This is a genomic window from Arsenicicoccus piscis, from assembly GCF_022568835.1.
GTDB lineage: Bacteria > Actinomycetota > Actinomycetes > Actinomycetales > Dermatophilaceae > Arsenicicoccus > Arsenicicoccus piscis.
In genome coordinates this window covers 70,205-90,915 of the sequence record NZ_JAKZHV010000001.1, presented here as the reverse complement: position 1 = coordinate 90,915, position 20,711 = coordinate 70,205, and the positions used below count along the sequence as shown (strand labels likewise).

23 protein-coding genes and 2 pseudogenes are annotated in these 20,711 nt (G+C 69.6%); 13 read left to right on the top strand and 12 right to left on the bottom strand.

The genetic code is table 11. From position 1 onward, the window contains the following. The first annotated feature begins 20 nt into the window (after positions 1-20). Complete coding sequence (locus MM440_RS00475) at positions 21-821, top strand: carboxymuconolactone decarboxylase family protein (RefSeq protein WP_241441250.1); 801 nt, start codon at positions 21-23, stop codon at positions 819-821. On the opposite strand, the pseudogene MM440_RS17520 reads toward MM440_RS00475, so the two are convergent. Beyond that, positions 742-1,457: pseudogene (locus MM440_RS17520) on the bottom strand (alpha/beta hydrolase fold domain-containing protein); the annotation flags it as partial. The gene MM440_RS00475 and the pseudogene MM440_RS17520 sit on opposite strands and share 80 nt — an antisense overlap. A 15-nt stretch (positions 1,458-1,472) precedes the next feature. Continuing rightward, positions 1,473-1,703, bottom strand: coding sequence for a hypothetical protein (locus tag MM440_RS00470; protein ID WP_241441249.1), 231 nt, complete (start codon positions 1,701-1,703; stop codon positions 1,473-1,475). Between the two features lie 30 nt (positions 1,704-1,733). Between MM440_RS00470 and MM440_RS00465 the strand changes: the two genes are divergently transcribed. Continuing rightward, positions 1,734-2,783 carry an NAD-dependent epimerase/dehydratase family protein gene (locus MM440_RS00465; RefSeq protein WP_241441248.1) on the top strand — a complete coding sequence of 350 codons (1,050 nt, stop codon included), beginning with the start codon at positions 1,734-1,736 and terminating at the stop codon, positions 2,781-2,783. Positions 2,784-2,799: 16 nt separating this feature from the next. On the opposite strand, the gene MM440_RS00460 is transcribed toward MM440_RS00465, so the two are convergent. After that, entirely contained in the window at positions 2,800-3,819 is a 1,020-nt protein-coding gene (locus MM440_RS00460; RefSeq protein ID WP_241441702.1) for a zinc-binding dehydrogenase, read from the bottom strand. Positions 3,820-4,116: 297 nt separating this feature from the next. Here MM440_RS00460 and MM440_RS00455 point away from each other — a divergent pair, with 297 nt between their 5' ends. Further along, on the top strand, positions 4,117-4,581 hold the full coding sequence (locus MM440_RS00455) for an ASCH domain-containing protein (RefSeq protein ID WP_241441247.1): 465 nt from the start codon (positions 4,117-4,119) through the stop codon (positions 4,579-4,581). 78 nt (positions 4,582-4,659) lie between these two features. On the opposite strand, the pseudogene MM440_RS00450 reads toward MM440_RS00455, so the two are convergent. From MM440_RS00450 to MM440_RS00430, 5 genes and pseudogenes are all read right to left on the bottom strand, one after another. Beyond that, a pseudogene (locus tag MM440_RS00450) lies at positions 4,660-6,015 on the bottom strand (IS256 family transposase). A 225-nt stretch (positions 6,016-6,240) separates the two neighbouring features. After that, entirely contained in the window at positions 6,241-6,423 is a 183-nt protein-coding gene (locus MM440_RS00445) for an ArsR/SmtB family transcription factor (RefSeq protein WP_284285154.1), read from the bottom strand. Positions 6,424-6,522: 99 nt separating this feature from the next. Then, the gene (locus MM440_RS00440; protein WP_241441245.1) at positions 6,523-6,681 is read right to left on the bottom strand and encodes a hypothetical protein; all 159 of its coding nucleotides are present in this window, start codon (positions 6,679-6,681) and stop codon (positions 6,523-6,525) included. Positions 6,682-6,701: 20 nt separating this feature from the next. After that, a complete protein-coding gene (locus tag MM440_RS00435) occupies positions 6,702-7,958 on the bottom strand; it encodes an IS256 family transposase (protein WP_241441244.1) in 1,257 nt (418 codons plus the stop codon). 50 nt (positions 7,959-8,008) lie between these two features. Continuing rightward, positions 8,009-8,578 carry a hypothetical protein gene (locus MM440_RS00430; protein WP_241441243.1) on the bottom strand — a complete coding sequence of 190 codons (570 nt, stop codon included), beginning with the start codon at positions 8,576-8,578 and terminating at the stop codon, positions 8,009-8,011. Between the two features lie 66 nt (positions 8,579-8,644). Here MM440_RS00430 and MM440_RS00425 point away from each other — a divergent pair, with 66 nt between their 5' ends. The 4 genes from MM440_RS00425 (at position 8,645) to MM440_RS17155 (ending at position 10,766) form a co-directional block, all read left to right on the top strand. Continuing rightward, entirely contained in the window at positions 8,645-9,067 is a 423-nt protein-coding gene (locus MM440_RS00425) for a cupin domain-containing protein (protein WP_241441242.1), read from the top strand. Next, positions 9,061-9,441: a DUF4267 domain-containing protein gene (locus tag MM440_RS00420; protein ID WP_241441241.1), complete on the top strand. Its 381-nt coding sequence runs from the start codon at positions 9,061-9,063 to the stop codon at positions 9,439-9,441. The genes MM440_RS00425 and MM440_RS00420 overlap by 7 nt, the downstream gene beginning before the upstream one ends. A gap of 89 nt (positions 9,442-9,530) precedes the next feature. Next, on the top strand, positions 9,531-10,121 hold the full coding sequence (locus MM440_RS00415) for a maleylpyruvate isomerase N-terminal domain-containing protein (protein ID WP_241441240.1): 591 nt from the start codon (positions 9,531-9,533) through the stop codon (positions 10,119-10,121). Positions 10,122-10,535: 414 nt separating this feature from the next. Beyond that, positions 10,536-10,766, top strand: a complete 231-nt coding sequence (locus MM440_RS17155) for a RidA family protein (protein WP_338155583.1) — start codon at positions 10,536-10,538, stop codon at positions 10,764-10,766. 85 nt (positions 10,767-10,851) lie between these two features. Here MM440_RS17155 and MM440_RS00405 read toward each other — a convergent pair whose 3' ends face one another. Then, positions 10,852-11,730, bottom strand: coding sequence for an SDR family NAD(P)-dependent oxidoreductase (locus MM440_RS00405; protein WP_241441239.1), 879 nt, complete (start codon positions 11,728-11,730; stop codon positions 10,852-10,854). A gap of 259 nt (positions 11,731-11,989) precedes the next feature. Between MM440_RS00405 and MM440_RS00400 the strand changes: the two genes are divergently transcribed. From MM440_RS00400 to MM440_RS00375, 6 genes are all read left to right on the top strand, one after another. Beyond that, complete coding sequence (locus tag MM440_RS00400; protein WP_241441238.1) at positions 11,990-12,496, top strand: MerR family transcriptional regulator; 507 nt, start codon at positions 11,990-11,992, stop codon at positions 12,494-12,496. Between the two features lie 9 nt (positions 12,497-12,505). Beyond that, positions 12,506-13,156, top strand: coding sequence for a hypothetical protein (locus MM440_RS00395; protein WP_241441237.1), 651 nt, complete (start codon positions 12,506-12,508; stop codon positions 13,154-13,156). Between the two features lie 530 nt (positions 13,157-13,686). Beyond that, the gene (gene dnaK, locus MM440_RS00390) at positions 13,687-15,579 is read left to right on the top strand and encodes a molecular chaperone DnaK (protein WP_241441236.1); all 1,893 of its coding nucleotides are present in this window, start codon (positions 13,687-13,689) and stop codon (positions 15,577-15,579) included. Positions 15,580-15,610: 31 nt separating this feature from the next. Next, entirely contained in the window at positions 15,611-16,207 is a 597-nt protein-coding gene (grpE, locus tag MM440_RS00385) for a nucleotide exchange factor GrpE (protein WP_241441235.1), read from the top strand. Positions 16,208-16,287: 80 nt separating this feature from the next. After that, positions 16,288-17,337, top strand: coding sequence for a DnaJ C-terminal domain-containing protein (locus MM440_RS00380; protein ID WP_241441234.1), 1,050 nt, complete (start codon positions 16,288-16,290; stop codon positions 17,335-17,337). 10 nt (positions 17,338-17,347) lie between these two features. Then, complete coding sequence (locus tag MM440_RS00375) at positions 17,348-17,833, top strand: heat shock protein transcriptional repressor HspR (RefSeq protein ID WP_241441233.1); 486 nt, start codon at positions 17,348-17,350, stop codon at positions 17,831-17,833. 9 nt (positions 17,834-17,842) lie between these two features. Here the strand turns inward: MM440_RS00375 and MM440_RS00370 are convergent, their stop codons facing one another. Genes MM440_RS00370 through cls form a run of 3 tightly spaced genes read right to left on the bottom strand, consistent with a single transcriptional unit; the run spans position 17,843 to position 20,659 of the window. Continuing rightward, entirely contained in the window at positions 17,843-18,610 is a 768-nt protein-coding gene (locus MM440_RS00370) for a carbon-nitrogen hydrolase family protein (protein WP_241441232.1), read from the bottom strand. After that, positions 18,607-19,158 carry an O-acetyl-ADP-ribose deacetylase gene (locus tag MM440_RS00365; protein ID WP_241441231.1) on the bottom strand — a complete coding sequence of 184 codons (552 nt, stop codon included), beginning with the start codon at positions 19,156-19,158 and terminating at the stop codon, positions 18,607-18,609. The genes MM440_RS00370 and MM440_RS00365 overlap by 4 nt, the downstream gene beginning before the upstream one ends. Before the next feature lie 10 nt (positions 19,159-19,168). Continuing rightward, positions 19,169-20,659, bottom strand: coding sequence for a cardiolipin synthase (gene cls, locus MM440_RS00360; RefSeq protein WP_241441230.1), 1,491 nt, complete (start codon positions 20,657-20,659; stop codon positions 19,169-19,171). Positions 20,660-20,711: the final 52 nt, after the last annotated feature.

The window sequence follows — 20,711 nt, the reverse complement described above, 5'->3', positions numbered from 1 at the left end:
CTGCCGTGGAAGAAGACCCCATGACCGAGCCGAGCCGTCTCGAGAGCTCCGAAGAGGTCTACCGCCGCCTGTTCGGGGAGCGTGACACGACCGCACCGCACCCGGACCCCGAGCTGGGGCGGATCCTGCGGACGGTGATCTTCGGTGACGTGTTCGCGATCGGGGACCTGGACGACCAGACGCGCGAGCTGGTCACGGTCACGGTGCTCGCCACGCTGCAGACCCTGCCTCAGCTGAAGGCGCACTGCGCCGCGGCGCTGCGCGTGGGGGTGACGCCCGTGCAGCTGCGCGAGGCGGTCTACCAGCTGGCCCCGATCGTGGGGTTCCCGCGCACCCTCAACGCCGTCGGGGTGGTCGACGAGGTGCTCACGGCGCAGGGCGTGCAGCTGCCGCTGCCGGACCAGGGGCAGGTCGACGACGCGGACCGGATCGCGCGCGGCCGCGAGATCCAGCACCACCTCTACGGCGACCGCATGGCGCAGTCGCTGGCGACGCTGCCCGACGGCTACGGCGAGACCACTGCCGAGCTGCTGACCGGGCTGCTGTTCGGAGACTTCTACACCCGCTCGGGGCTGGACCTGGCCCTGCGCGAGCTGCTCGTGCTGGTGTCGCTCGCCACCCTCGGTCTGGAGCCGCAGCTGCGCTCGCACGTGCGGGGCGTGCTGCGGGCCGGCAACAGCCCGGAGCGCGTCATCGCGGCGCTGATCCAGGGCTTCCCCTACATGGGCTTCCCCTGCGCGGTCAACGCGATTCGCTACCTCGCCGAGGCGTTGGCGGAGCAGCAGGGGCAGGACGAGCAGCAGGGTGAGCCCGGCGCCTGATGAGTGTCTTCTGGAGGCTCTTCCTCGGCAACGCGGTGGTGCTCGTTATCGCCGGGGTAGCCCTCATGGTCACGTGCAGGAGGTCCGCCTGCTCGTGGTAGTCGATGTCGACCCCCGCCTCCCGGGCCCGGGTGACCAGCAGCCGGGCGTCGGGCCACAGGATGTCCCGGGTCCCGGCGTAGAGGCTGATCGGTCCCAGCCCCGTCAGGTCACCGGCGAGCGGGCTCACCAGCGGGTCGTCGACGGGCAGCTCGCGGCGCCACAGGTCGATGAACACGCGCGTCCCCTCGCGGCAGAGCCAGGGGTCGTGGGGGAGCACCTCGTCGATCTGCGGGTTGGACAGCGACAGGTCCAGGGCGGAGCGATCAGGATGGTCCGGGGGAGGACGCGGCCGTCTCTGTCGCGCAGCAGGATCGCGGCCGAGAGGGCGATCTGACCGCCGGCCGAGTCCCCCGCGAGCACCGTTGTGCCCCAGCGCTGCTCGCTCGCCATCACGAGGTCGGCGAAGCGCGGCACCACCTCCGCCGCCGTCCCGTAGGGCACCAACGGGTAGATCGGGACGGTCACCGCAACCTGGGCCTGCGCCGCGAGCTGGGCGCACAGCTCCCAGTGCTGGCGGACGATCTGCCGGTGCCACCCACCCCCGTGCGCTTAGACCAGCCCGCCTCGCGGCTGCCCCGACGCCGGCAGCACCGTGTAGACCGGCCAGCCGTCGACCTGCTCCACCTCGAAGCGAATGTCCTTGCGCAGCAACCGCGGTGGCCCGTAGGACCGCGGCCGGGTGGTCACGTCGGCTAGCCGTTCCCGGGCGCCCTCCTCGGTCCGGTAGGCACGGTTCGCACGCGTGGCGCGCAGGAAGAGCGGCAGGGCGATCCTGGACATCAGTGATGGCATAGCTACACCGTAGGACCTATGAACCCTCTCCAGATCGACACCACCGAGCCCGTCCTGGTCACGGGCGCCACCGGCTACGTCGCCGGCTGGATCATCAAGGACCTGCTCGAGGCGGGCGTGACCGTGCACGCCACCGTGCGCGACGCGTCCAAGACGGCCCGACTGGCCCACCTCACCGCGATCGCCGACCGGTCGCCCGGGCAGATCCGCTTCTTCGACGCGGACCTGCTGACCGAGGGGGCGTTCGACGAGGCCATGCAGGGCACCCGCGTGGTCTACCACACGGCGTCGCCGTTCGTGCGCGACGTGTCGGACCCCCAGAAGGACCTCGTCGACCCCGCCGTGCAGGGGACGACCAACGTGCTACGCACCGCCAGTCGCACGCCGACCGTTCGTCGGGTGGTCCTGACGAGCTCCGTGGCGGCGATGTACGGCGACGCCGTCGAGCTGTCCGCGACGGGTGGGCGGCTGGACGAGTCCTGCTGGAACGCCACGTCCAGCCTCACGCACGAGCCCTATCCCTACTCCAAGACCTTGGCAGAGCGGGCCGCCTGGGACCAGGCGAAGGAGCAGGACCAGTGGGAGCTCGTGACGGTCAATCCCGGGCTGGTCGTGGGACCCGCCCTCAACGACCAGCCGACGAGCGAGAGCTTCGCGATCGTGCAGCAGCTCGCTGGGGGCCGAGGCCGGTTCGGTGTCCCGAACCTCGCCATGACGGTCGTCGACGTGCGCGACGTCGCGGCGGCCCACATCGCCGCCGCCTACACGCCAGAAGCGCACGGGCGCTACCTGGTGGCGGCCGAGGCCACCGATCTCGTAGACCTCGGACGCCGGCTCCAGCCGCACGCGACCCGTCCTCGGCTGGTGGCCACTCGTGCCCTGCCCAAGCAGCTCGCGGTCCTTGTCGCGCCGCTGGCGGGGATGGACCGCGCCTACGTGCGCGACAACGTGGGGCACCCCCTCCAGCTGGCCACCACCCGCACCCGAGACGAACTGGGCGTGACCTACCGCTCCATCGATGCCTCCCTGGGCGAGATGCTCGCGCAGCTGCAGGGGGCCCGATCGTGAGCAGGTGCAGGCTCGGTCAGACCTCGAGAAGCACCTTGATCTCGCGCCGCTCGTCCATCGCCTTGTAGGCCTCGGCCGCCTCATCGAGCGGCAGCCGCTTGGTGAACACCTTGCCGGGGTGGATCTCGCCGGCCTGGATGCGCTTGATCAGGTCCGGCAGGAAGCGGCGCACCGGCGCAGGGCCGCCCTCGAGGTGGACCTCGTGGAAGAACAGGTTCAGGCCGTCGATCGTCTGGTCGTGCGAGACGCCGACGAAGCCGATGTAGCCGCCGGGGCGCACTGACGCCAGCGCCTGGTCCATCGACCCCTGGGTGCCGACGGCCTCGCACACACCGTGGGCGCCGTAGCCGTTGGTGAGCTCCTTGACCTTGGCCGCGCCCTCGTCACCGCGCTCGGCGATGACGACGTCGGCGCCGAACTCGCGAGCCAGCGCCGCGCGGTCCTCGTGCCGGGAGAAGGCGATGACCTGCTCGGCACCGAGGGTCTTCGCGGCGAGCACGGCGCACAGCCCGACCGCGCCGTCGCCGACGACCGCGATCGTCTTGCCCGGGCCGGCGTTGGCGGCGACGGCGGCGTACCAGCCCGTGCCGAGCACGTCGGAGGCGGCGAGGTAGTCGGCCAGCTTCTCGGGGTCCTCCGGCTCGCCGCCCGGGACCTTCACCAGGGAGCCGTCGGCCAGCTCTACCCGCATGTACTGCGCCTGGCTGCCGGTGTAGCTGCCGGCGTTGGCGCACCGCGACGGGTAGCCGGCCTCGCAGATCTCGCAGGTGCCGTCGGAGAGCATGAAGGAGCCGATGACGAAGTCGCCCAGCTCGAGCGTGGCGACGTCGTCGCCCTTCTCGACGATGGTGCCGACGTACTCGTGGCCCATGAAGCGGTGGTCGACCTCCTCGTGACCGCGGTAGGGCCACAGGTCGGAGCCGCACACGCACGCCGCCGCGAGCTTGATGACGACGTCGGAGGGCTTGACGACGCGCGGGACGTCGATGGTCTCGACGGTGACGTCACCGGGCGCGTTCATGACGACGGCCTTCATGGTGGCGGGGATGTCGTTAGCAGTGGTCACGAGTGAACCTCTCGTTGGTGCACGTTCATGGTGGTCGATCGACCTCCTCATCAAAGCACGAGTTGGACTGTGCCGCAGGGTCGCCCAGAGCGGCCGCGCGGACCGTCGAGGTGTCCTCGCGCGTGAATCCGCGCACGAACCCGTAGATCGCGCACGTTCGCGTGAGGTGCGCAGGGTCGGGAGGGCGGCGTCTCACGGTTTCGTGCGCGGATTCACGGTGACTGCACCCTCATGTCGAGGAGCGGACGATCGGTCTAGGGTGTCCGGGTGGCGTTGACACCCGAGCAGGAGGAGTTCTGGCAGGCGTTTCTGACCGACCACCCCGATGTAGTGGCGTCCGAGGGATCGGTCATCGCCGGGACCCCCGGCAGCCCGGACATCGCGGATCGGCTGATCGACCTCTACCTCGCCGGCGCGAAGACCGCCGGCAGCGGGCTCGCGGAGGACTACGCCACCGCGGGCGATGCACTTCCGCAGGTGGGCGACCACTGGATCGCCCTGGATGGCAACGGGCGACCCCGCCTCATCCTGCGCACCGACCGCGTCGAGACACATCGATTCCTGGATGTGCCTGAGCGCATCGCCATCGCGGAGGGCGAGGGGGACCTGTCTCTTGCGTACTGGCGCCGCGCGCACGCCCAGCACTACGCCCCACACCTTCAGGAGTGGGGCCTGCGCGACATCAACGACGCCACCGTGGTGACCGAGTTCTTCACCCTCGTCCACCCCTGAAGGCGCCCTCAAAGCAGTCCTCCCGCCTGACCCACGACGAGGGGGACTATCCGATTATCGGTGTAAGTGGCGTTTTCGTTACTGGTGGGTGCTGGCCGCGGGCATGCGGTCAGCGAAGGTGACGGCGAACGCGTTCAACGCTGGCTTCCAGCGCATCCCCCAGCGGGTCTGGCCGGTGCCCTTGGGGTCCAACGATCTCACGGTCAGGTAGAGCGTCTTCAACGCGGCCTGCTCGTTCGGGAAGTGACCGCGGGCCCTCACCGCCCTGCGGAACCTGGCATTGAGACTCTCGATCGCGTTCGTGGAACAGAGAACTTTGCGGATCTCGACGTCGTAGTCCAGGAACGGGATGAACTCGGTCCAGGCGTTGCGCCAGAGCCTGATCATCGCGGGGTAGGCCTTGCCCCACTTCTCGGCGAACTGTTCGAACGCCCGCTCCGCATCGGCCGGGGTGGATGCTTCGTAAACGGGCCTGAGGTTGGCGGCGATCTCGGGCCAGTGCCGCTTCGAGGCATAGCTGAAGCTGTTGCGCAGCAGGTGGATGATGCAGGTCTGGACCTTCGCGGCGGGGAACACGGACCCGATGCTGTCGGGCAGGCCCTTCAACCCGTCGCAGACCATGAAGAACACGTCCTTGACGCCTCGGTTCTTCAACTCGGTCAGGCAGGCAAACCAGAACTTCGCCGACTCCCCATCGCCCTGCCCGGGCCAGATCCCCAGAATGTCCTTGTGCCCGTCGAGGTCGACACCGATCGCGGCGTAGTAGGGCTGGTTACGGACCTGCCCATCCCTGACCTTGACCACGATCGCGTCGATGAAGACCGCCGCGTAGATCGGCTCCAACGGGCGGGCCATCCACGTGTTCATCTCGTCGACGACGCGGTCGGTGATCCGGCTGATCGTGTCCTTCGACACCGAGGTCCCGTAGACCTCCGCGAAGTGGGCAGCGATCTCCCCAGTCGTCAGGCCCTTCGCGAACAGCGACAGCACCATGGCGTCCATGTCCGACAACCGGCGTTGGCGCTTGGTGACCAACTGTGGCTCGAACGTGCCATTGCGATCCCGCGGCACCCGGATGTTGACGGCACCGACGTTGTCGGTGATCACCGTCTACGAGCGGGTGCCGTTGCGGGAGTTGCCCGACCCGCGACCGACGGGATCATGCTTGTCATAGCCCAGGTGCTCGTTGAGTTCTTCGTCGAGGGCTGCTTCGACGATCTGCGCCGTGAGGGTCTTGAGGAGGCCGTCGGGGCCGGTCAGGGCGATACCGGCGTCCTTGGCCTGGCGCACCATCTGCGCGACGGCTTCACGCTGAGCCTTGTCCAGCTCGGCCGGCTCATCCTGCGGTGGTGGTGGGTTTGGGGTCACAGTCTCCAGTCTGGCCGACTCCACGGCCTCCGCACTGCTGCTGGTGGTGGTTGTCTCGGTCATCATGACTCCTCCTGCCCTTGCGGGCGATGGAGCCACTTACACCGTTTCTCGGATACTCCCCGACGAGGCTCTCCAGCGACGTGGTGCCGAGTGGCGGATCGTCGAGGTGCCCTCGGTGTGCGTGAATCCGCGCACGAACCCGTAGACCGCGCACGTTCGCGTGAAGTGCGCAGGGTCGGGAGGGCGGCGTCTCCCAGTTCCGTGCGCGGATTCACGCGTCGACGGGCGTCACTCCAGCAGGGCCCGCCCACGTCTGGTCAGCTCGTGCAGGGTCGTGCGGCCGGCTCGGGTGCTGTCGATCAGGCCGGCTTCGCGAAGCACCGTGAGGTGTTCGCTGGCCGTCGGCGCCGTGACGCCCATCAGCCGCGCGACGACCGAGGTCTGCATCGGGGTGGCGAGGGCGGCGAGGATCTTCGCCCGGGTGGCTCCGAGCAGCCGATCCAGCGAAGGGGGTGTAGCGGGTTCTACCCAGAGGTAGCGTCCCGGCGCTGGATAGTAGATCGCGCGCGATCAGTGGTCCGAGGTGGTGCACTGCACCCGGTCGGTGATGAACAGGGACGGGACGAGGATGACTCCTGCCGTGCAGTCCGCCTCGACGTCGACGCCAGTGTCGACCGTGATGTCGTGCGCGTCGCACGACAACGTGGGGTGCAGGCGGGGGACGGTCAAGTCCCGTCGGGTGGTGTTTTTCAGGCGGTCAGGGCGGTGGGGGTGTGTTCAGCGGTGAGGGTGGTCAGGAGGCGTCGCATGCTGATGTCGGACGGGTAGCGGCGTTCGCCGTACTGCCATTCTTCGTGTTGCTCGAGCAGGACCGCGCCGATGAGGCGGGTGACGGACTCGCGGTTGGGGAAGACCTGGACGACGTCGGCTCGGCGTTTGATCTCGGTGTTGCAGCGTTCGATGGGGTTGTTCGACCAGATCTTCTTCCAGTGATCGGTGGGGAACGTGGCGAACGCGGTCAGGTCCTTCTCGGCCTCGGTCAGCATGGCCGCGATCTGCGGCAGCGTCGCTTCCAGTGAGGCGGTGACCTGGTGGTAGGTCTCGCGGACCGTTTCGGGGCTGGTCTGGGCGAAGATCGTGCTGATCAGCGCGTTGATCGGTTTGGAGTGCGCCGAGCCCAGGGTCTGGGTGACGTTGCGGGCGAAGTGGACCCGGCAGCGTTGCCAGCCGGCACCAGGCAGCACGGCCTTGACCGCGGCCTTGAGGCCGGCGTGGGCGTCACTGATCACCAGGGCCACGCCTTCGGGGTGCCCGGGCTTGCTGGGGTTCAGCCCGCGGGCGCGCAGGCCGCGCAGGAACTCGGTCCAGAAGTCGGTGGTCTCGCTGTCCCCGACGGCCATGCCGAGGATCTCGCGGCGGCCATGGGCTGAGACACCGATCGCGGTGACCACGGCCTGGGACACGACCCGTCCGCCGTGGCGGACGTCGAGGTAGGTGGCGTCGAGGTACACGTAGGGGAACCAGGTGTGGTCCAGCGGGCGGGTCAAGAAGGTGTGCACGGCGGTGTCGATGTCTTCGCAGATGCGGGACACGGTGGACTTGCTGATCCCGGACTCGTTGCCCAGGGCCTTGACGAGCTGGTCGACCTTGCGGGTGGACACTCCTTCGATCCAGGCGGTGCAGATCACCGCGTACAACGCCTTGTCCACCCGCCGGCGTGGGTTCAACAGGCACGGGAAGAACGATCCCTCGCGCAGCTTGGGGATCGCGACCGCCAGCTCACCGGCCGGGGTCGCGACCACCTTGGTGCGCGTGCCGTTGCGGCGGGTGGTGCGCTCTGGGGTGCGTTCGTAGCGGTCGGCGCCGATCTTGACCGTGGCCTCGGCGTCGACGAGGTCTTGCAGACCGGCCTGCAGCAGGCGGCGGAACACCTGGTCGTGGGCCAGGTCGGGATCGGTCAGGAGTTCACCGATCAGAGCAGACAAGGCAGACTGGGCAGCGGTCATCGCGGATCCTTGGTTCTTGGCGGAATCTGGAGGCACCCGCGATGACCCCCTCACCAGCGTCGCGACCACCGCGGGAATGCCACCACGCTATGGGACGCACCCCGGGGGACGACCGCGCGCAGGCTCTCCCGGCTGACCTGGAGTGCTCGGTCCAGCATCTCGGCGCGCAGCGCCTGGCGCATGGACGGCCACTCCGGCTCCACGCCCGCCCGCCACAGCCGACGCAGCGCGGCCGCAGCCTCGGACCGTGCCCGCCCGGGGTCGTCGAGCATCCGGTGGCGTTCCCGCGGTTCCCAGCCCCTCGTCGCGTCGACGAGCTCGGCGTAGACCTGCTCGATCGGCGTGGCGAGCAGGGCATCCAGCCCCTCCTCGAAGGTCGGCTCGCTGCAGATCGGGGACGGGTCGAGGAAATCGGGACGATACGTGCCATCGCCCATGTAGACCGTCAGAGCCGTCAGGTCCAGGCCGGCGAGCCGGTGGCTGCGCCGCCGCAGCCACTGCGCGTAGAGCGGGTGGCGCTGCGGCTCGGTGAGGAGCCTGGCCAGGCTGACCACCTCATGGATGGGCGACATCGCCCACCGGACGCTCGCCGCACCCGCGCCCAGGCGATAACGGATCACGCACTCATTATTAGGGCACCGCCGAATCGTGGGCGGGTGGCTGCATCGCCGTTCCAGACTCCCCTTATGAACCAGCTGATCCATCTGGGCCCCAGCGGATCCACCATCGAGGTGCTCGCCTCAGCCACCGACACCGGCGGGGCAGCCAGTCTCTATCGCTGGCGTCTCGCCGCCTCCAGTCGTGGGCCGTCGCCCCACTTCCACACCACCTTCAACGAGACGTTCGTGGTCGAGGAGGGGGAGATCGACTACTTCGACGGCGCGACGTGGCGCACGCTGAGGCCAGGTCAGACGGCGCACGCCGCGGCCGGCCACGTGCACGGTCTACGGAAGACGCGTGAGGAGCCGGCCACGCTGCTCATGCTCCTGTGGCCCGGAGTGCCGCGCGAGGAGTACTTCGCCCAGCTCGCCGGAGCAGACGAGGACGATCTGGCTCGGCTGCACGCCGCCCACGACAACCACTTCGTCGAGGAGCTGTCCGCATGCTGACGACGGTCGCAACAGTGCTCGCAGTCCTGATCGGCGTCGGGATCATCGGCGTGGGTGTTCGTCTCCTGTGTGCGCCGGCCGAGGCGGCCACCGGATTCGGCATCCCCGACACACCGACCGCGGACCCCGCCCTCCGCTCCTGGCTGGCCGTGAAAGCCGTTCGGGATGTCGTCTCAGGACTTCTATTGCTGGTCATCATCCTGGTTGGCACGCCCCACGTGCTGGCATGGTTCCTGCTCGTGGCTACCGGGTTACCTGTCGGTGACGCACTGATCGTCCTCGGCTGCAACGGATCCCGCGCCGTTGGCTTCGGTGTTCACGGAGTGACGGCAGCAATCATGCTCTTCGTCAGCCTTTGTCTGCTCATGGCGTGAGGAGACGATCGGGGACCAAGCGTGAAGTCGAGGTCGCTGCCCCGCCCGGACCACGTCAGGGTGTCGGCGCCGTGCCCTAGGGTCGTAGCATGCAGTCCACTGAGCTGGTCGGAGCCGCCACGAAGACGATGAACGACGCGCTGCAGTCTGCGCTCGGAGAGTCGTGGGATGTTCCGTCGGGCGATGTGACGTGGTCCTGCCGGGACACCGCGGCCCACGTCGCGGATGACCTTTTCTCGTACGCATCTCAGGTGCTCGCACAGCCCGCGGACGGCTATCTGCCGATCGAGGTCGTCGTCGACAAGGACGCGACGAACCGCCAGCTGATGGACGCCGTCGTCATGTGCGGCGCGTTGTTGCAGAACGCCGTGGTCCTGACTCCGTCGAGCAGTCGTGGCTGGCACCCCAACGGGACCTCTGATCCCCACGGCTTCGCGGCCATGGGGGCGGTCGAGGTGCTGGTGCATACCTACGACATCGCCCAAGGGCTTGGCTTTGAGTGGCGGCCGCCGACAGACCTGTCTCGAGCCGTCCTCGATCGCCTTTTCCCCGATGCGCCAGAGGGCGCGCCGGGCGACGTGCTGCTCTACTGCTGCGGCCGCGCCCCACTGGGCCCCCTGCCCAGGAAGACGTCGTGGGCCTGGGACTCGTCGGTGCGTGCGGAAGGCGCGGACCATTGAAGTGAACTCGGGGTGTGAATCCGCGCACGAACCCGTAGACCGCGCACGTTTCCGTGAGGTGCGCAGGGTCGGGAGGGCGGCGCCTCACGGATTCGTGCGCGGATTCACGCGGGGCGCGGCGGGACTGTAGATTCCCGCCGGACATGTCACCGGACCACCATCACGACCCGCTGGCGGTCGCAGCGTCATGGAGCCCTCGAAAGTCAGACGACAGCAGAACGCCAGCATCGCAATACTGGCGAACATGCCGGCCGACCTGATCCGCTCCAGTGTCCTGTCCGATGTGGCGCAGTACGCGTACGCCGCTGTCGTCCCCCAGGGGGCCAGGCTCGTCTTCCTCGCCGGCTCCTGCCCGCTGGACGCGTCCGGCTCGACCGTCGGGATCGGGGACTACCGACGCCAGGCGAGCAGTGCGTGGCAAACCTGCGCACCGTGCTGGCAGAGCTCTCGGCCGATATCACCGACCTCGTCAGCACCCGCGTGCTCGTCGCGAGCGCGGATCAGCAGGATCTCGGCGCCGCCTGGGAGGCGTACCGGGACGCCCTTGCGCCGCACGACCCGCCCAGCACGCTGCTCGGGGTGACGGTCCTGGGTTACGACCACCAGCTCGTCGAGGTCGAAGCCGTGGCGGCGATCCGCCGCTGATGGCGCTCTGCGGTAGGTCAGTCGTGCGACGCCGTGACCGGGGCTCGTCCGGTCGCTCGGCGAGCCCATCGGCGCCACGGCAGGGTCAGGAGTCCAGGTAGCGAATTCCGGTGCGGGCGCTCGCCCATTCCCACAGGCGCGCGGCGGCCGCAGGGTCGTTCGCCGCAGCCGTGGACGTGGCGATGCCCGGCGCCCCGCGATAGCCGCCGAGCCGTGATGGGCCGACGAAGACTCCGCTCGGCAGACCCGGTGCGCTGGCAGCGCACAGGATCGGATCCGCTCCGACATCGACCGGGACGGCGAGGGTGGCATTGGCCACCCGCATCAGCCACCGCTGCGCCCGGGGCACCTGGAGCGTCTGCAGCTCGGTGTCGGCCCATCCCGGGTGTGCGGCGACGCTCGTCAGGGGCAGGCCGTGCCATCGCGCCCATCGCCCGAGCTCGCGAGCGAAGGCCAGCGTGGCGAGCTTCGACGCGCCGTAGGCGGCATTCGGTCGGTAAGCGTCAGCGGTGACGTCGAGGGACGTCGGCCTCAGGTCGCCGTAGCGGTGGTACGTGCTCGACAGGGACACGACGCGCGGCGCCCGCCCCGCCATCAGCCGGGGCAACAGCCGCCCAACCAGGGCGAAGTGACCGAGGAAGTTCACGGCGAGCTGGCGCTCGACGCCGAGGTTGGTCGTGGCGTACGGGCCCCACATGATGCCCGCGTTGTCGACAAGGCAGTCGATCGGGGCCGTCAGCTGCTCCGCGAGAGCCCCGACGTCGTCCAGGTCGGCGAGATCCAGACCAAGTCCCATCACGGAGCCGGCCGGTGCGCCCTTGCCGCGGAGGCTCGCCTCGATCTCGGATGCGACGGCGATGGCCTGTCGTGGCTGCGTTCCCGTGATGACGACATGTGCCCCACGGGCGGCAAGTGCCGTGGCCACGCTGCGGCCGAGGCCACGGGTCCCGCCGGTGACGAGCACGCGACGCCCCGCCTGCGAGGGCATGACGCCGCGCGTCCACCGCGCACCCATGAGGGCGCGCGCCTTCTCCTCGGCGCGGAGGAGGTCGTCGCCCGGGTCAGGGGTGGTCGGTGGGGTCATGGTTCGTGTCCTTCGGGTTCTCCAGCAGCGTCCGCGACCGGGCGGTCCGGGCGGTGGGTGTCGATCCGTGGTCGCGGTCGACGTTCGCGACGCTAGGAGCTGGAGTGCGCGCGAGGTCAAGGTCGGTACGGTGGCGCCTATGAGGGGACACGAGGCGGGGCTGGCCGAGCTCGTCGAGGCGGCGATAGCGCGACTCGTCGAGGACCCCACGGACCTGCCCACGCGCGAGGAGATCGCCGCGGCCGCGGTGCCGCCCGTGCCGGCGCAGGGCCTGTCGATGGGGCAGATGGTCGCCTTCTCGGGGCTCGGGGAGCACGCGCTCCGGTACTACGAGCGCGAAGGGCTGGTCCGCGTGGCGCGCACGGCCCGCGGGCAGCGCCGCTACGACGCCGACGCCGAGCAGCGGATCCTGCCCGTCTCGCGGCTGCGCATCTCGGGGATGTCGATGCGGACGCTCGCTGAGCTGTGCCGCCTGCTCGACGAGCACGGCCAGCACGACCCCCGGGTCCGTACCCTCGTCCTCACCCACCGCGACCGGCTGCGGCGCACCATCGCCGAGCTGCAGCTGGCACTGGCCATCACCGACTACAAGCTTGAGACCGGCCACCTGCAACCGGATCCCGGAGCGGCGTCGGACCGCCCCTAGCCTTGCCGCATGACCGACCTGTCCGCCGTTGCCGTCGCGGCCGCCTCGGATGCCTGGATACTCTCGGGTCCACCTGGCCCCGAGGAGATCGTGACGGACGACTACAAGCTCGTTCGGCTGCCCTACGGGGCGCCAGACCTCGCGCAGCTGCTGTGGCTTCGGGCGGGCCGACCCACGGACGAGGTGCCGGACGAAGTCGTCCACCGAGCCCGCCTGTTCGAGGATCCGACGCTGCTCGTCTACTCGAAGCTGTCCTCCCCGCCTGACCTCGACGAAGCTCTCCAGCGACGTGGTGCCGAGCTCGTTGACACCTGCGACGTCCTAGCCATGGCGCTCGGCAGGCAGGAGGAGCGCAAGGACATCCACCCCTTGACTGGTGTGGAGTTCGCCTGGCGCACAACGCCGGACATCGCCTTGAGCATCGCTCGGATCATGGTCGAGGCCTTCGGCGGCGCGCTCCCGGAGGGGCCGGAGCTGGAGGAGGCTATGGCTCAGCGGGCCCGCGACGGACAGGAGGCCCTGGACGCGGGGCGCGGGGGCGTCCTGCTCGCAACGCTGGACGGAGTACCCGTCGGCACAGCCGGTCTGGAGATCGTCCACGGTGTCGCCCGCTTCGGAGGGGGCAGCGTTCGGGAGCCCTACCGCGGGCGAGGGATCTAACGGCAGCTCGTCGATGCTCGCGTGGACTACGCCACCCGCCAGGGCGCTTCGATGGCGCTGAGCTTCGGTCGGGTGGAGACGAGTTCGCCCATCCTCCGACGCATGGGCTTTTCCTCGTACGGCCAGGAACGCATGTACCGGCTCGGTCTCCACTGAGCGCCCCCTCGCGACTCATCGAAGGCGACCTCGGGGCGTGAATCCGCGCACGAACCTGTAGACCGCGCACGTTGCCGTGAGGTGCGCAGGGTCGGGAGGGCGGCGCCTCACGGTTTCCTGCGCGGATTCACGCGGGCCCCACGGCACACTCCACAGCACACCCGACGGCCCCCCGACAGCACCCAACCGCACCGCCAAAAGAGTTCACCCACCCGGGAACATCGACCGGGCGACCGTAGTTGAGCGGAGTAGACTCAAGTTCGCTGATGTCGGGTTGCACAACGTGCGGCCACGGTCATAACTTGAGTGCTGGACACTCAACCTGAGGGGCCTTCCGACCCCGCAGACCCATCGCACTAAGGAGCGTCATCTACATGGCTCGTGCAGTAGGCATCGACCTCGGTACCACCAACTCGGCCGTCGCCGTCCTCGAGGGCGGGGAGCCCACCATCATCGCCAACGCCGAGGGTGGTCGCACAACCCCCTCCGTGGTGGCTTTCAGCAAGAACGGCGAGGTTCTCGTCGGCGAGATCGCGAAGCGTCAGGCCGTCACCAACGTCGACCGCACCATCCGCTCGGTCAAGCGCCACATGGGCACCGACTGGAGCACCGAGATCGACGGCAAGACCTACACCGCGCAGGAGATCAGCGCCCGCATCCTGCAGAAGTTGAAGCGCGACGCCGAGTCCTACCTCGGTGAGGCCGTGACCGACGCCGTCATCACGGTCCCCGCCTACTTCGACGACGCCGAGCGTCAGGCCACCAAGGAGGCCGGTGAGATCGCGGGCCTCAACGTGCTGCGCATCGTCAACGAGCCGACCGCTGCGGCCCTCGCCTACGGCCTCGACAAGGGCAAGGAGGACGAGCTCATCCTCGTCTTCGACCTCGGTGGTGGCACCTTCGACGTGTCCCTCCTCGAGGTCGGCAAGGACGCCGAGGACGGCTTCGCCACCATCCAGGTCCGCGCGACCAACGGTGACAACCGCCTCGGTGGCGACGACTGGGACGACCGCATCGTCAAGCACCTGCTGACCACGGTCAAGAACAACACCGGGGTAGACCTCGCGAACGACAAGATCGCGATGCAGCGTCTGCGCGACGCCGCCGAGCAGGCCAAGAAGGAGCTGTCCTCCGCGAACAGCACCAACATCAACCTGCAGTACCTCTCGATGAGCGAGAACGGCCCGATCCACCTCGACGAGACGCTGTCGCGCGCCCAGTTCGAGCAGATGACCTCGGACCTGCTGGACCGCACCAAGACGCCGTTCAACAACGTCATCAAGGACGCCGGCATCAACGTCTCGGACATCGCCCACGTCATCCTCGTCGGTGGCTCGACCCGCATGCCCGCGGTCTCGAACCTCGTCAAGGAGCTGACCGGCAAGGAGCCCAACAAGGGTGTCAACCCCGACGAGGTCGTCGCCCTCGGCGCCAGCCTGCAGGCGGGTGTCCTCAAGGGTGAGCGCAAGGACGTCCTGCTCATCGACGTCACCCCGCTTTCCCTCGGTATCGAGACCAAGGGTGGGCTGTTCACCAAGCTCATCGAGCGCAACACGGCGATCCCGACCAAGCGCTCGGAGGTCTTCACGACCGCCGACGACAACCAGCCGTCCGTGCTGATCCAGGTCTTCCAGGGTGAGCGCGAGCTGGCCCAGCAGAACAAGGGTCTGGGCACCTTCGAGCTGACCGGCATCGCCCCGGCCCCCCGCGGCATGCCGAAGATCGAGGTCACCTTCGACATCGACGCCAACGGCATCGTGCACGTGTCCGCCAAGGACCAGGGCACGGGCAAGGAGCAGTCGATGACCATCTCCGGCGGCTCGGCCCTGTCCAAGGACGAGATCGACCGCATGGTCAAGGACGCCGAGGCGCACGCCGACGAGGACAAGGCCCGTCGCGAGCAGGCCGAGAGCCGCAACAACGCCGAGCAGCTGGTCTACTCCACCGAGAAGTTCCTCGCCGAGAACGGCGACAAGGTGGCGGACGGCCGCGGCCCGGTCGACGAGGCGCTCAAGGACCTCAAGGAGACCCTGGCCAACGCCGAGGCGCCCGCCGAGGACGTGAGCGCCAAGGCCACCACGCTGTCCGAGGAGTCCCAGAAGCTCGGGGCCGCGCTCTACGCCAAGCAGTCCGAGGAGGCCAACGCGGCCGGTGCTGCCGGCGGCGACGCCGGTACGGGCGCTGGTGCCGGTGAGCAGGCCCAGGCCGACGACGACGTCGTCGACGCCGAGGTCGTGGACGACGAGGACGACAAGAAGACGAAGTGATCGACGCACCGTCGACCACGAGGAGGTCTGCATGAGTGACGACAACGCCCGCGAGCCGGACGACACCGGCCGCGAGCCGGAGGACGCCGCCCGCGAGGGCGAGGTGCTCCCGGAGGATCCGTTCAGCCCCGAGGAGTCCGCGGCCATGGACGCCGGGTTCGACGCGCAGGAGGCCAAGGCCTCCGGCGCCCACCCGGACACGGTGCTTGCGGCCGAGCGGCTCGCGGACCTGCAGCGCCTGCAGGCCGAGTACGTCAACTACAAGAAGCGCGTCGACCGCGACAAGGTGCTCGTCAAGGACCTGGGGGTGGCCTCCGTCCTGGAGGGTCTGCTCCCGGTCCTCGACGAGATCCACCTGGCTCGCCAGCACGGAGACCTCGAGGCGGGCACCCCGTTCGCGTCGATCTCCGAGAAGCTCGAGAGCGCGCTGGGTCGCTTCGGGCTCACCCGGTTCGGTGAGCCGGGAGAGGCCTTCGACCCGAGCCGGCACGAGGCCCTGATGCACGTCCAGGCCGAGCTCCCCGAGGGCGCGACCGACACGACGATCGTGCAGGTGCTCCAGCCGGGCTTCAAGCAGCACGATCGGGTGCTGCGCGCGGCTCGCGTCTCGGTCGCCGACCCGCAGTAGATCGCTCGGGGCCACCTCCTCCTTCGCGAGGACGGTGGCCCCGGGTGCACCACCCCACAACGTTTGTCGAGGAGACGCCCATGGCGAGCCAGGACTGGTTCGAGAAAGACTTCTACGCCATCCTCGGCGTCCCGCCCGACGCCGACGCGGAGACCATCAAGAAGACCTACCGCAAGCTGGCGCGCACGCTTCACCCGGACCGCAACCCTGGCGACGAGTCGGCCGAGAAGAAGTTCAAGGAGGTCGGTGAGGCCTACGGCGTGCTCTCCGACCCCGAGCAGCGCCAGCAGTACGACGCCATCCGTCAGATGGCCCACGGCGGAGCGCGATTCGCGCCCGGCGCAGGCGGCTCGGCGGGCGGCTTCGAGGACGTCTTCAGCGACCTGTTCGGCGGTGCGGCGGGCGGGACCCGCTTCGGCACCGGTGCCCCCGGTGCCGGCTCCTACACCGGCACCTTCGGCGGGGGAGCCGGCGGCGCCTCGCCGAGCATCGAGGACCTGCTCGGCATGTTCGGCCAGGGCGGGTTCACCGGCGGCGGCTACGGCCCCGGCGGCTACGGCGCGCCGACCGGACCGCGCAAGGGCCCGGACGTCAACGCCGAGACGACGATCAGCCTCGGCCAGGCCGTCTCGGGCGAGAAGCTCACCCTCTCGGCCGCCGACGGCGAGCGCATCACCACGCGAATTCCCGCTGGTGTCAGGGACGGTCAAAAGATCCGGCTGCGCGGCAAGGGCGGCGACGGCGGCCCCGGCGTCGAGCGCGGCGACCTGATGCTGACCGTGCACGTGCGCCCGCACCCCGTCTTCACCCGCGAGGCCGACAACCTTCAGGTAGACCTCCCGGTCACCTTCGCGGAGGCCGCTCTCGGCGCGACCGTGGCCGTCCCGCTCCTCGGCGGCGGCACCGTGAAGGTCAAGGTCGCTCCCGGCACGCCGAGCGGTCGCGTCCTGCGCGTCAAGGGCCGCGGGATCACCCGGGGCAACCACACCGGCGACCTGCTCGTGAAGGTCCAGGTCGTCGTCCCGCAGAAGCTCTCGGACGCTGCCAAGGCGGCCGTCGAGACGCTGCAGGCCGAGGAGTCCGGCGTCGACCCGCGGGCCGACCTGATGACCCAGGCCGCCGCAGGCTGAGAGGTGCACGATGGCTGACCACGGTTTCGCCCCCGACGACGACGCGCCGCTGTTCGTCATCTCGGTGGCGGCCCAGCTGGCCGGGATGCACGCCCAGACGCTGCGTCAGTACGACCGGCTCGGCCTGGTCACCCCGCAGCGCGCGGGCGGTGGCGGTCGCCGCTACTCCGCGCGCGACGTGGCCCAGCTGCGCCAGATCCAGCGCCTCTCCCAGGAGGAGGGCGTGAGCCTCGCCGGCATCCGCCAGATCTTGGCGCTGCAGCGCAAGGTCGCCGACCTCTCCGACCGGCTCGAGTCGGTCGTCGAGGAGGTCGAGGCGCTGCGCGCCCAGGTGCACTACGGCCAGCGTGTCTTCGCGGCCGGCGTCGCGGGCGAGGTCGTCGCGGTCCGCGCGGGTCAGCGCCCGCGCCGTCGGCGGGCCACCGGCCAGGACCTCATGGTCTGGCGGCCCAGCACCCCGTTGCGGTCCATCACCGGCCGCGCGATCACCGGGTGAGGGAGCGTCTCACAGGATCGGCACGGACCGGCGCGTCTGCTTCACCAGCTCGGTGTCGATGTCGGTGACGAGCAGCTCGGGTCGACCGCCGAGCCGGGCCCGCACCGTGCCGGTCGGGTCGACGACGACGCTGCGCCCCATCCCGAGGGGTCCGCGCACCGACTCCCGTCGCCAGGCCTGTCCGGCCGCGACGACGAAGGCCTGACCGTCCGCGGCCCGGGCCCGCGTGAGCAGGTCCCACTGCTCCTGCTTGCCCGGGCCGTCGCCCCAGCTGGCGGGCACCGCGAAGACCTCGGCGCCTCGGCGTGCCAGCTCGGTGAAGTGGTCCGGGAAGCGCAGGTCGTAGCAGGTGGCGAGCCCCACCCGGACGCCGTCCACCTCGATGTCGACGAGCTCGTGCCCGGGCGCGACGGTCTCGGACTCGCGCGACCCGAACGCGTCGTAGAGATGGATCTTGCGATACGCCGCCTCGACGCCGCGACCCGTCGCCAGCAAGGTGTTGTAGACCCGACCGTCCCCCGACGGCTCGAACATGCCTGCCACCACAGTGATCTCGCGCGACTCGGCGGCGCTGCGCAGCGACTGGGCGAACGGCCCGTCGAGCGTCTCGGCGTAGGGGAGCAGCGAGGTGTCGAAGGACACCATCGTGGCCTCCGGCAGCACGACGAGCGTGGCGCCCGCGTCGGCGGCCTCGTCGATCGCGACGAGGGCGGCGGCGAGGTTGTCCTCCTTCTCGCGCCCGCTCGACAGCTGGGCGGCGGCGACGCGCAGCCTCATGACTCCACCGCCAGCGCGCGCTCGAACGCCTGCAGCGCGGGCGCGCCGAACAGCACGAAGCGCACGATCTCGACCGACCGGCCCCGGTGCGACCGAGCCGCGTCGACCGCGATCCGCGCGACCTCGTCGATGTCCCAGCCGTAGACCCCGGCACTGACGGCGGGGAGGGCTACGGTGCGAGCGCCGAGCTCCTCGGCGATCCGCAGCGACTCGGTGAAGCAGGACCGCAGCAGCGCTGGATTCGTCTGTCCGGCATGGCGATTGGGGCCGACGGTGTGGATGACGTGGCTCGCGGCCAGCTGACCCGCGCCGGTGGCTACGGCCTGACCGACCGGCAGCCCGGCCGGCAACGGACCCGCACGCAGCTCCTCGCACTCCTCGAGCAGCACCGGCCCGGCGGCGCGGTGGATGGCGCCGTCGACGCCACCACCTCCGCGCAGCGAGGAGTTCGCGGCGTTGACGATGGCGTCGACCTGCTCGCGGGTGATGTCGCCCTCGACGGCCTCGACGCGCGGTGGTGCCGGATCGCGGGACGTGGTGGGAGCCATGGCGCCATCCTCACACGAGGGCCGAGGTGAGGCGAGCGACTCCGTCGGCGATCTGCTCGTGCCACGGTCGACGCTTCCAGGTGGTGAGGTCGAGCAGCGTGGACACGGACCGCAGGTCGTCCTCGTAGGCGATGACCTGCCGGCAGAACGCCTCGCCCTCGACCAGCACCGAGCACTCGAGGTTGAGGGTGAAGGAGCGCATGTCCATGTTGGACGAGCCGACGACGCTGGTCTGCCCGTCGACGGTGAGCGTCTTGTGCAGCACATAGGGCTGCGGATACATCCAGATCTTCACGCCGGCGAGCAGCAGCAGCTCGTAGTAGGAGCGCTGGGCGTGGTGCACCAGCCACTGGTCGGACTTCTCCGACACGAACAGCTCGACGTCCAGGCCCTGCTCGGCCGCGGTGGTCACGGCCATCAGCAGCGACTCGTCCGGCACGAAGTAGGGGCTGATCATCGACACCCGCTCGTTGCCGTGGTAGATCAGCGAGTTGAACAGCTTGAGGTTGTTCTCGCCCTCGAAGCCCGGCCCACTCGGCACCACCTGCGCGTAGAGGTCGCGCGCGTCACCGGGCTCCACCTCGGCCACCTGCCGGGACAGGGCGTCCGGTGCGACGTCGAGCAGCTCGTCGGTCTCGCTGTACCAGTCGGTGCGAAAGACCGCGTCGAGCTCGTAGACCACCGGGCCGGTGAATCGGGCCATCACGTCGACCCATTCGCGGCCCTTGCGTCGGTTGGCCTTCTTGCCGTAGCGCGCGTCGATGAGGTTCTGCGAGCCGATGAAACCCACCGCGCCGTCGATGATGAGCAGCTTGCGGTGGTTGCGCAGGTCGGGCCGCAGCAGCTCGCGCTTGAACGGGTTGATCGACAGCATCGGGTGCCACTCGACCCCCATCGTGCGCAGCCGGGCCTTGGTCGCCCGATAACCGGTGATGCGCAGCGACGCGAGGTGGTCGAACAGCACCCGCACCTCGGCGCCGCGCGCAGCGGCCCGCTCCAGCGCGTCGAAGACCGGCGCCGTCGTCTCGTCCAACGACAGGATGTAGAACTCGGCGTGGACGTACTCGGTCGCGCCGTCGATCGCCTCGATCATCTTGGTGAACGACTCGGCGTAGCCCGACTCCAGGCTGGCCGCGTTGCCCGCCAGCATCGGCATCGCCCCGAGGCGACGGTTGAGCGTGGTGACGGACGCCAGCCACGGCGGCGCCGAGTCGGGGCTCTGCGCAGACAGCCCCGAGGTGCGCTCGAGGATGACCTCGGAGACCCGGCGCTGCTTGTTGCGACGGTGCCGGGGCAGCTTGGGGGAGCCGATCATGATGAACGCGAACAGCCCGACGAAGGGGATGAAGAAGATCGCGAGCAGCCAGGCGAGCGCGGAGGAGGGGCGGCGGTTGTTGGACACGACGGCGGCGGCGACGACCCGGAAGACGAGGTCGACCACGATGATCACGGCGCCGGTGATGCTCAACCAGGTGTCCGGCCAGTGCAGCCAGCTCAGCACGCTCTACCCCCCTTCGGTCGCGTCCGGCCCAGTCTCGCAGATGCCTCGTGAA